Annotated in this window: 8 protein-coding genes; 3 read left to right on the top strand and 5 right to left on the bottom strand. The window is 69.2% G+C overall.

The window, feature by feature from the left end; all coding sequences use genetic code 11:
• The 5 genes from STRTUCAR8_RS43760 to STRTUCAR8_RS43740 form a co-directional block, all read right to left on the bottom strand.
• Positions 1–772: pseudouridine synthase (locus STRTUCAR8_RS43760; protein ID WP_044473923.1), on the bottom strand; the 772-nt coding region annotated here is incomplete at its 3' end.
• A 106-nt stretch (positions 773–878) separates the two neighbouring features.
• Entirely contained in the window at positions 879–1,994 is a 1,116-nt protein-coding gene (locus STRTUCAR8_RS43755; protein WP_234372579.1) for a terpene synthase family protein, read from the bottom strand.
• A gap of 374 nt (positions 1,995–2,368) precedes the next feature.
• Positions 2,369–3,901, bottom strand: coding sequence for an amino acid permease (locus STRTUCAR8_RS43750; protein ID WP_006382898.1), 1,533 nt, complete (start codon positions 3,899–3,901; stop codon positions 2,369–2,371).
• 373 nt (positions 3,902–4,274) lie between these two features.
• Positions 4,275–5,123: a siderophore-interacting protein gene (locus STRTUCAR8_RS43745; protein WP_006382902.1), complete on the bottom strand. Its 849-nt coding sequence runs from the start codon at positions 5,121–5,123 to the stop codon at positions 4,275–4,277.
• A 199-nt stretch (positions 5,124–5,322) separates the two neighbouring features.
• Entirely contained in the window at positions 5,323–6,252 is a 930-nt protein-coding gene (locus STRTUCAR8_RS43740; RefSeq protein ID WP_179200666.1) for a 5'-3' exonuclease, read from the bottom strand.
• Between the two features lie 242 nt (positions 6,253–6,494).
• Here STRTUCAR8_RS43740 and STRTUCAR8_RS43735 point away from each other — a divergent pair, with 242 nt between their 5' ends.
• From STRTUCAR8_RS43735 to STRTUCAR8_RS43725, 3 genes are all read left to right on the top strand, one after another.
• The gene (locus STRTUCAR8_RS43735) at positions 6,495–7,589 is read left to right on the top strand and encodes a quaternary amine ABC transporter ATP-binding protein (protein ID WP_006382899.1); all 1,095 of its coding nucleotides are present in this window, start codon (positions 6,495–6,497) and stop codon (positions 7,587–7,589) included.
• Positions 7,582–9,420: an ABC transporter permease/substrate binding protein gene (locus STRTUCAR8_RS43730; protein WP_006382901.1), complete on the top strand. Its 1,839-nt coding sequence runs from the start codon at positions 7,582–7,584 to the stop codon at positions 9,418–9,420. The genes STRTUCAR8_RS43735 and STRTUCAR8_RS43730 overlap by 8 nt, the downstream gene beginning before the upstream one ends.
• 470 nt (positions 9,421–9,890) lie before the next feature.
• The coding region (locus STRTUCAR8_RS43725; protein WP_044473922.1) for a helix-turn-helix domain-containing protein at positions 9,891–10,294 on the top strand (404 nt) is incomplete at its 3' end.

The raw sequence follows: 10,294 nt of genomic DNA, 5'->3' as shown, positions 1-10,294 counted from the left end.
GATCGCCGAGGATCGGCACCCCCAACGCGCTCATGTGCACCCTTAGTTGGTGCGTCTGCCCGGTACGTGGCATCAGCCGGTACCGGGCACGCCCGTGCCCGTGCTCAAGCAACTCGATCCGGCTGACGGCATTGGGCTCGCCCTCGACCTCGCGGGCCGCCATGACCCCGCGCTCCTTGACGATCCGGCTGCGTACGGTGCGGGGCAGGACCAGCGCCGGATCGTAAGGCGCCACGGCCTCGTACTCCTTCGTCACCCGCTTGTCCCGGAACAGCGACTGGTACGCCCCGCGTTCCTCGGGCCGCACGGTGAACAGCACCACCCCGGCCGTCAGCCGGTCCAGTCGATGTGCCGCGCCGAGAGTCGGGATACCCAACTGCCTCCGCAGCCGGGCGAGAGCCGTCTCGGCGACATGACTGCCGCGCGGGATGGTGGCCAGGAAATGAGGCTTGTCGGCCACCACCACGTGATCGTCCCGGTACAGGACGTCGACCGGGGAGGGCACCTGTTCCTCGTCGGGCAGCTCCCGGTGGAACCAGACGAACATCCCGGGCACATACGCCATGTCCCTCGGCACCGGACGTCCGGTGCCGTCCACGATCAGGCCCGCGTCGAGCATTTCGTCGATGACGCCGGCCCCTGCCGCGAGCCGGGCGTCGAGATGATCTCGTACGGTCCTCCACGCATCCCCGGTCGGCAGGCGAACGCGCACCGGATCCACCCCGTCGCGCTGCGGCAGGGGAGAGGGCGGGGGCGGGGTACGGCGTCTCATCACGATCAAGCATATGAGAAGCGTGGTCCGGCGGGCCCCCTCTCCGGCGCTCGGCCGTTCACGCACCGCAGGTCAGAGAGCTGCCGCCCGGTCTCCTCCGGACGGTCTACGCAACAGCTGTGGCTGACTGGTGTCGGTCTCCGCAGTGGGGACAGACACCTGCGGCGGCCGAGTAGTGTTTGTCGGCCTTGACGCGGTCGTGGGTGGGACCGTGCGGTCCTGTCCTGGGGGTCGGGCGTCCCGCGCGGTTGTTGTGTCGTCCGGTGAGGGTGTGCCATTCGAGGTTTCCCCGCATCCAGTGCCGCAGCCCGGCGAGGTAGCGGGTGAGTTCGGGCGAGGCGTCGCGCGCGACATCGGGTTCCAGACGCAGATACGCACGCATGAGGTTGTCGTGCAGTTCGCCGGTCGCGCACATGCTCCGTTCGAGAGACCACCCGTGACGTGCGGAGAGCACGGTGGGCAAACTGTGGCTGCCGATGTCGGCGCTTTCCTTGGCGACCGAATACAAGTCGTTCACCAGCATGATCATCAAAGAGGCGGCAAGCGACAGAGATCGGACACCAGGATCTTCCCAGTCGCGGGCGGACAGTTCGTAGCCCCCGGCGACATCGATCAGTACCAGGCATGCCATCGCCCCGTTGTACTTACGATGAGCCAAGTACTCGGCGGGATCGGGAACGTGCCTGGCGATACGCCACGAGTTTTCCGCCGCCATGGCCAAGAACGTAGCGGTTGTCTCGTGGCGCAGACGGCCTACTTGCGCCGGCGTGCCCAAGCGTGCGATGTGTTCCGCGGTCTCGCGGAGGGCATGTGCCACCGGGTCGCTGCCGACAAAGCCCTCGATCGAGGGGCAGTCGGGCAGCCGGGCGCCGTTCTCCAGAGCGGTCAACGACCCCGCGAGCCGTGAGGCACTCATGGCGAGGCGGACACCCTCTATGCCCTCGTCGCAGTAGTGGTCGTCCGCGGCGAACAGGGCGGTCATGTTGCGGGCCACGAGCATCAGGTGATCGTGGTCGACCGCGTCAGGGTGCGTGAGCGCGGCGAAGGTGCCGAAGCGATATCCGTTCAGTTCGGCCCGTTGCCCCGGGAAGAGATCAAGGCTCAGCGCCCAAGCGACTATGTCCTCGTCCGCCCTGCGAGCCGCCGGCTCGTTGTACGTGACCGGAAAGGGGCACAACACACTCGGCACTGACCAAATCCGCGTGGAGGTGTCGCTATTCATGCGTCTTATGATGCGGCGCTCGGGCTCTTTGGGGAATGGCTGGTTCTGGCCACACTGACAACGGTTCCCAGGCCCATTCTCCTCGCAGCAGCACCGGCCGCCCCTGTCGCATCGGATTTCGTGCTGGATTGAGGCAGGGTGGCCGGTCTTGAGTGAGGCCGCGGTTTCGCCGATGTCGCGGGCCCGCTATTGGATCGACTGTGAAATCACGTCAACGCACGGGCGGGCGTCGGCCACTTGGAATGCGCCGTAGGCATTGTCTGACTGAAACTGGACGCCGATCCGAGTCAGGTCGCCGTGGCCGACTGCTGAGCCCACGGGCAACCGGCCACGGCGAATCGCTGTCTGTGCGTCGGAGACCGTCGTGCGGTGGGTCAAGTCCTCTCGGCGGAGCGCGCCCGCTGCGTACGCGCAAGCCGGTACAAGCCCCCGCCTCCCACCGTGACCACCAGGAACAGCACGGTGAACCACTGGAAGTACCAGTGTCCGCCCGCCGGGTCGTACACCGCGGCCCGGGGCCAGGCCAGGTTGACCGTCATGAAGAGGCCGTAGAGGAGGGCGAGGGCGTTCACCGGGATGCCCCAGCGGCCCAGGGAGAAGAGGGGCTTGCCGGTCTCGTCGGTGCCGTCGGTGGTGAAGGTGCCCTTCAGGCGCTGGACGAGGAGCGGGCCCGTCACCATCGCGTACGCCAGGTACAGCATCACGATGCAGGTCGTGCCGATGGCCAGGAAGGCCTCCGGGGAGGCGAAGTTGAGGAGGAGCAGGGTCGCCGCCAGGGCGCCGACGACCAGGGCGGGGGCGTTCGGCATGCCCGTGCGCGGGTTGACCTTCGCGAGGCGGGCCGAGAACGGCAGCTGGCCGTCGCGGGCCATCGAGAACAGCATCCGGCAGGCCGCCGTCTGGATCGCGAGCGTCGCCACCGCGATCGCCACCACCACGTCGACCAGCAGGGCGCGGCCCACCCCGTCGCCGAGGCTGCTCGTCAGGACGTAGCTCAGGCCCTCGACGCCGAGCCGGCCGTCGGTGAGGCTCGGCGCGGCGAGCAGGCCGGCGAGGATGATCAGCCCGCCCAGCAGGCCCGCCGAGGCGAGCGCGGTGAGGATCGTACGGGGTGCGGTGCGCCGGGGATGGTGTGTCTCCTCGCTCATCTCGCCCGCGCTGTCGAACCCGATCATCACGTAGGCCGCAGTGAACGAACCCACCAGCAGTGCCCCGGTCAGGCCGGACTGCAGTGCCGTGCCCGTGTGGAAGGTGATGCCGGGGGTGCGCTCGGAGTGGGTGAACAGGAGCACGATGATCAGGAAGGCGCCGATGATCTCGGCGGTCACGCCGACCCGGTTGATCAGGGACATCACCCGGTTGTCCAGGACGTTCACCAGGGTGGTGAGGGCCAGCAGGAGCACGCCGAGAATCGCCGCGTTGGCCGCGCCGCTCGCCGAGGTCGGGGCCGGGTCGTCGCCGACCAGCTGGAAGCCGGACCAGATGGCCGGCATGACGACCTGGAGCGCGAGTGCCGCCGCCGCGACCACCACGATCTGCCCGATCACCATGATCCAGCCGGCGAACCAGCCGAAGGTGAGGTTCGAGAGCCGCGACGACCACTGGTAGATCGCTCCGGAGATCGGATAGCGGGCGGCCAGTTCCGCGAAGCACGCGGCGACCAGCAACTGGCCGATCAGTACGGCGGGCCAGGCCCAGAAGAAGACGGGGCCGCCGAACGCGTATCCGAAGGCGAAGAACTGGAAGACCGTCGTCAGGACGGAGATGAAGGAGAACCCGGCGGCGAACGAGGCGTACCGGCCGAGGCTGCGGTGCAGTTCCTGGGGGTAGCCGAACTCGGCCAGGGAACGGTCGACGGATTGATCCGGCGGATCGGGGCGTACGTCGGGGGAAGCGGTCGTGGTCACGGCGGGACCTGCCTTCGGCGCGTAATTCCTGTCGGGTGACAGAAATTAGGGAGGCGCTGTTTCGCAGGGATGTCGTGACCGTGTCGAGGCGGGACCCAAGTCCTCACGTGCCGAGGGCGGCCGGGCGACGTGAGGAGGTTCGGGGGCCTACTGCCGGCTCGGCGGTCGTTCTCGCCGGTGGCTTCGAGGCGTGGAGGAGGAAGACGTGGCGGATCTTCGCGCCGTCAACTGGGCGGCGGGGGAGTGGAGTTCGGGACGCTCGCGACTTGCCCCGGCTGTTCGGGCAGGCCGGCCCGGAACTGTTCGACCATCTCGGGCCAGGGCTGCCTGTCTGCCCTGGCCCGGACGAAGCGCTGAGTCGGAGCGCTGAGGCTCAGGAGGCTGTCGGGGCGGCAGCTTCCTGTTCCGCCTCCACCCGCGCGTTCCAGTCCCGCTTGGACGCCTGCCAGCCGTCCTCGTTGTGGCCGAGGCGCCAGTAGCCGGAGATCGAGAGATCCTCGCGCGGGATCTCGTGCTCCACCCGCAGCAACCGGCGCAGATCCTTCACGAAGGACGCCTCGCCGTGTACGAACGCCTGCACCCGGCCCGCGGGGAACTCCAGGCCGCTCACGGCCTCGACGAGGGCCTGGCCGAGGGGGCGTTCGCCGCGGTGCAGCCAGCGGACTTCCACGTCGGAGTCGATCTTCTGCTCCTCCTCGGGGCCGGCGACCTCCACGAAGGCGTACGCCCTGGCGCCGTCGGGCAGCGACTCCAGGGTGCAGGCGATCGCGGGCAGTGCGCTCTCGTCGCCGACGAGCAGATGCCAGTCGGCGTCGGGGTCGGGGGCGTACGCCCCGCCGGGGCCGCCGAAGACGACCGTCTCGCCCGGCTGTACGCGCATCGCCCAGGGCCCGGCGAGACCCTCGTCGCCGTGCAGGACGAAGTCGAGGGTCAGCTCGCGCAGTTCGGGGTCCCAGGCGCGCACCGTGTAGGTGCGGGTCACGGGCCACTGCTCGCGCGGGAACTCCTCGCGGATGCGCTGCATGTCGAAGGGCTCCGGATAGGTGACGCCCTCGGCCGGGAACTGCAGCTTCACGTAGTGGTCGGTGCGTGTGCCGGCGGTGAACTCGGCGAGGCCGTCGCCGCCCAGAACCACGCGCTGCATGTGCGGCGTCAGTCGCTCGGTGCGGACGACCTGCGCGGAGTGGGTCTTCGGAGCCCTGCGTTCCGGGCGCTCTGCCATGACGGCCTCCCTGTTCCCTTGCTTAGGCTTACCTAAGTTAGCACCTCTCCCCGATCCAACCCTGTTGCCCGAGGCGATTTGTTTCGTAACGATGCCTTAAAGCGAGAACGGCATTCTCTGAGATGAGGTGTCGTTCTCCTCGGGGGTGTGCCTGGTGGTGAGGCCTTCTCATCGTGCATCTCCCGGGATCGGTGGTGCCTCACCTTCCGAGTGTCGTGAGCAATCTCTCCAACGAACCCCCAAGTCCCCAGCGGGCAGCGAGCGCGCCGAGCGCCGCGGGGTCGCGGGGGGTGCGCGGCAACGCCGTGTTGACATCCGGCAGCGGCACGTCGCCGGCCACCAGGACGACCTTGGGCGCGACCTCCACGTACGGCCGTGACTCGTCCAGCCGCTTGCGCTGCGAGGGCGTCAGCTTCGCCTTCGGATCGTCGACCGCGGCCATGATCCCGGCCACGTCGCCGAACTCGGCAAGCAGCTTCGCGGCCGTCTTCTCGCCGATCCCCGGCACGCCCGGCAGCCCGTCGCTCGGGTCGCCGCGCAGCAGGGCCAGATCCGCGTACCCCTTCCCGTCCACCCCATACCTCTCGCGCAGCCAGGCCTCGTCGGTCAGCTGCAGGGTGCCCACGCCCTTGAGCGGGTACAGGACGCGCACCCCGCGCTCGTCGTCGACCAGTTGGTACAGGTCGCGATCGCCGGTGACGATGTCGACGGGGCCCACCGCGCGCGCGGTGAAAGTGCCGATCACGTCGTCCGCCTCGTATCCCGCCACGCCCACGCGCGCGATGCCGAGCGCGTCCAGCACCGCTTCGATGATCGGCACCTGGGGCGACAGGGTGTCCGGCACCTCCTCCTCGTCCGGCCCCGTCTCGCGCTCCTCGGCGACGCGGTGGGCCTTGTACGAGGGGATCAGGTCGACCCGCCACTGCGGACGCCAGTCCGCGTCCATGCACGCCACCAGCTGGTCCGGCTGGTGGTCCTTGACCAGCCGGTCGATGAATTCGAGCAGCCCGCGCACGGCGTTCACCGGCGTGCCGTCCGGAGCCTTCACGGACTCCGGGACGCCGAAATAGGCGCGGAAATAGAGCGAGGCGGTGTCGAGAAGCATCAGTCGTCCGGTCACGCCCCGCATCATGCCGTACGCCACTGACAGTCACCCCGCGCGCCACCTTCCGGCGCACCGGCGGCTCCCACCAGGGCCCTCGCATTCCGTCTGCGAAGACCTTGTGAGGTGGCGCACTCGCCCGTTTGCCCATGTCGGAAGGGGGCAGGGGCGCTCCCGAGCGAACGTCGCTGTTCGCGCAACCGTCGCAATCGGCGCCACCGAAGAGCGCAATCGAGCGCACGAGCGAAAAGTACGACCGAGGAGCACCCTTGTCATCCAGGCTTGAGGCCGAGCATCTGTACAAGGTGTTCGGCAGACGACCCGGCGACGCGGTCACCCGGCTCGAACAAGGAGCCGACCGCGAGGAACTGCGCGACGACGGCACCACCGCGGCCGTCGTCGACGCGTCCTTCAGCGTGGAACCCGGCGAGATCTTCGTCGTCATGGGCCTGTCCGGCTCGGGCAAGTCGACGCTGCTGCGCATGCTCAACGGCCTGCTGGAACCGACGGCCGGACATGTCCGTTTCGACGGTGAGGACCTGACCGCGCTCGGCGACCGCGAACTGCGGGCGCTGCGGGCGAACAAGATCAGCATGGTCTTCCAGCACTTCGCGCTCTTCCCGCACCGCAGCGTCCGCGAGAACGCCGCCTACGGCCTGTCCGTGCAGGGCGTGCCCCGCGCCGAGCGCGAGCGTCGCGCCGGCGAGGCGCTCGCCCTGTGCGGTCTGGCCGGCTGGGAGGACTCGTGGCCCGACGAGCTGTCCGGCGGCATGCAGCAGCGCGTGGGCCTGGCCCGGGCGCTCGCCACCGACGCCGACCTGCTGCTCATGGACGAGTCGTTCAGCGCGCTCGACCCGCTGATCCGCCGGGACATGCAGGACCAGCTCCTGGAACTCCAGAAGACCCTCAAGAAGACCATCGTGTTCATCACCCACGACCTCAACGAGGCCATGCGCCTGGGCGACCGCATCGCCGTCATGCGCGACGGCCGCATCGTCCAGACCGGCACCGCGGAGGACATCCTCGTCCGCCCGGCCGACGACTACGTCGCCTCCTTCACCAAGGACGTCGACCGCTCCCGTGTCCTCACCGCGGGCGCCGTCATGGACCCGGAGACCCGTGGCGACGAGGCGGACTGCGACTGTCCGACGGCGACGCCCGACACGCCGTTCACCGAACTCTGCGCGCTGAGCGCCCACCTGACCCACCCCGTCGCGGTGCTCACCGCGGACCACGAACTGGTCGGCGTCGTACCGAGACAGCGCATCCTCGGGTTCCTGGGCGACCAGCAGGGCGACCCCGAGCCCTGGGACAGCGCGAATGTCCCCGCCCACGCGGAGGGGAAGGTGACCGCCCGTGCCTAGGCTCCAGCTCGGCGACTGGGTCGACGACGGCGTCACCTGGCTCGTCAACCACATGTCCTGGCTCTTCGACGCGATCAAGACGGTCGTGGAAGGTCTCTACGACGGCATCTACGCCGTCCTCACCGCCCCGGAGCCCCTCCTCCTGGCCGGCATCCTCGCGGTGGCCGCCTGGTGGCTGCGCGGCCTGGTCGCGGGCGTCCTCGCCTTCGCCGGATTCGCACTCGTCGACTCCATGGCCCTGTGGGACCGCGCCATGTCGACGCTGTCCCTGGTACTCGTCGCCACCCTGATCGCCCTGGTGATCTCGATCCCGCTGGGTATCTGGGCGGCCCGTTCCAAAACCGTCAGCGCGGTCGTACGGCCTGTCCTGGACCTGCTCCAGACGATGCCGTCGATGGTCCTGCTGATCCCGGCGATCCTGTTCTTCGGCATGGGCGTCCCCGCGGGCGTCGTCGCCACGCTGATCTTCGCCCTGGCTCCCGGCGTACGCATGACCGAGCTCGGCATCCGTCAGGTCGACGCCGAACTCGTCGAGGCCGCCGAGGCGTTCGGCACCCCGCCCCGCGACACGCTGCTGCGCGTGCAGCTGCCGCTCGCGCTCCCGACGATCATGGCGGGCGTCAACCAGGTCATCATGCTCGGTCTGTCCATGGTCGTCATCGCCGGCATGGTCGGCACCGGCGGGCTCGGCGGCGCCGTCAACGAGGCCATCGGCCAGCTCGACATCGGCCTCGGCTTCGAGGCGGGTCTGGGCATCGTCGTCCTCGCCATCTACCTCGACCGCATGACCGGCGCGCTAGGCGCCCAGATCTCCCCGCTGGGCCGCCGCGCAGCCGCGAAAGCACGTACCGCGGGCACCCCGAAGCTCTGGAACCACCGCCCCAGCCCGGTCGTCGCGCTGGCCGGCGTGGTCGTCCTGGCGCTCGTCGCCGGCGGCCTCGGGATCTTCGGCTCCTCCTCGCAGAGCACCCGGACCACCGCGACGGACGTGGGCCAGGGCAAGAAGGTCACCATTGGTTACATCCCCTGGGACGAGGGCATCGCCACGACGTTCCTGTGGAAGGAGCTCCTGGAGGAGCGCGGCTTCGACGTCACGACCACCCAGTACGCGGCCGGCCCGCTGTACACGGGGCTGGCCACCGGCCAGATCGACTTCCAGACGGACTCGTGGCTGCCCGTCACCCACGCCGAGTACTGGAAGAAGTACGGCGACCAGCTGGAGGACCTGGGCAAGTGGTACGGGCCCACCTCCCTGGAGCTGTCCGTTCCCTCGTACGTGAAGGGCGTCGACTCGCTCGCCGACCTCAAGGGGAAGTCGTCGCAGTTCAAGGGCAGGATCGTCGGCATCGAGCCGAGCGCCGGAATGATGGGCCTCCTCAAGGACAAGGTTCTGGGGGCGTACGGCCTCGACGGCGAGTACGAGGTCGTCGACGGCTCCACTCCGGCCATGCTCGCCGAACTCAAGCGCGCGTACGCCAAGAAGGAACCGATCGCCGTCACCCTCTGGTCGCCGCACTGGGCGTACAGCGACTACGACCTGAAGAAGCTCAAGGACCCGAAGGGCGCCTGGGGCAAGGGCGACGGCGTGCACACGCTGGCCCGCAAGGGCTTCGCCGACGACAATCCCGAGGTCGGCGCCTGGCTGAAGAACTTCTCCATGACCGAGGCACAGCTCACCGGTCTGGAGGCCCGTATCCAGCGGGCGGGCAAGGGCGGGGAACAGGACGCGGTCCGTGCCTGGCTGAAGGCGAACCCCCAGCTCGCCGGGAAATGGGCGCCGGTCGCGGGTTCCGGGGGCAAGAGCGGTGCGAAAGGGGTATCAAGCAACTGAGGGAGCCGCTCTCAGGAGGGGTGGGCCGAACCGGGCACACGCGTGCGTGCGGGTGTCTCCGGGGAAGCCCACCCCTCTCGGCGTTTCCGGACGGACCTGTTCCGCGTACGACAAGGATCCGGCCAACCACGGAGCGCCAGGCCTTCACCTTGGCCTGATCGTTCCGCCTGCCGCCACCGCTGGTCAGCATCGCCGCCCGCGCGCGGGGAAGGGCGTGAGGACGGGCTCGGCGGCCCATCTCCTGGCGCGAACCGTGAGGGTCGTACCCGACGAGGGGTGACACCGATGTGACCGGCGCATGAAACGGTTTGACGAACATGCGTAGGGTGCAAGGAAGTCATCAGGGAACGCGTCGTGCGTGGTTCGGGGACGATCTGGCGAACAGCCACCGAACACACGGCGCGATGCGCTGTGATGGGACGTACGCACCCGGGACGCGACGACGACGAGCCGAGGAGGGAGCCGGAGCTATGGGCGACCACAAAGAACAGCCCCTGCGGGTGGGCGCGGCCGTCCGGCGGCGGCGCCGGGCCCTGGAGCTCACCCTTGCCGTCGTGGCCGAACGCAGCGGCCTGTCGGTGCCCTTCCTGAGCCAGATCGAGAACGAGCGGGCGCGGCCCAGCCGCAGCTCCCTGGAGAAGGTCGCCGACGCGCTGCGCACCACCGCGGTCGAGCTTCTCGCGGCGGCCGACCCGGCGTGCAGCGTCGACGTGGTCCGCGCGGACGCCCTCGAACCCGCCCCCGACGAGCCCCGGCTGCGCTCCCTGGTCCGTGGCCACCATCAGCTGCACGCGATGGAGTTCATCGGCGACCACGACACCGGCCGGGAGTTCCAGCACCGCAACGACGAGCTGATGTACGTCGCGGACGGCGC

It is taken from the genome of Streptomyces turgidiscabies Car8 (assembly GCF_000331005.1).
Lineage (GTDB): Bacteria > Actinomycetota > Actinomycetes > Streptomycetales > Streptomycetaceae > Streptomyces > Streptomyces turgidiscabies.
This window is presented reverse-complemented; position numbering and strand designations above follow the sequence as displayed.